Annotated in this window: 1 protein-coding gene; it reads left to right on the top strand. The window is 73.5% G+C overall.

Features of this window, described 5'->3' with window-relative positions:
* A partial coding sequence (locus tag J1M41_RS08410) for a septum formation initiator family protein (RefSeq protein WP_206451552.1) occupies window positions 1-442 on the top strand: 442 nt, incomplete at both ends.

Here is a 442-nt window from a genome sequence, read left to right as displayed (position 1 = left end):
CCGTCGGGCCCCGCTGCCGGAGCCGGTGCCGGCCCGGCAGATCACGGGCCGCTCGCTCATCGTCGTCGCCGTGCTGCTGGTGGCCGCCGTCCTGGTGGCGCCCACGCTGCGCGCGTTCCTGAACCAGCAGCTGGAGATCTCGGCCGCGCGCGAGGAGATCGCCACCATGCAGGCCCAGCGCGAGGACTACGAACGGCGGATCCAGCTGTGGGACGATCCCGCCTACGTGACCCAGCAGGCGCGCGAGCGCCTCGAGCTGGTCATGCCGGGGGAGACCCTGTACTCCGTGACGGGACGACCCTCCGAGACCGAGACCGAGACCGAGACCGAGACCGACACCGAGGCCGAGGACACGCCCGCCGCCGGCGCGGACGAGGTCGTCAACACCCGCCTGCCGTGGGCCGAGGGCCTGTGGGACTCGGCCCACGGCAGGCGGGTGTTG

Origin of the sequence: Micrococcus sp. KRD096 (assembly GCF_017168495.1) — a bacterium.
In the GTDB taxonomy this organism is placed as follows: domain Bacteria; phylum Actinomycetota; class Actinomycetes; order Actinomycetales; family Micrococcaceae; genus Micrococcus; species Micrococcus luteus.
Note: the sequence above shows the minus strand (reverse complement) of the source record. Positions and strands in the feature narration are given on the sequence as shown.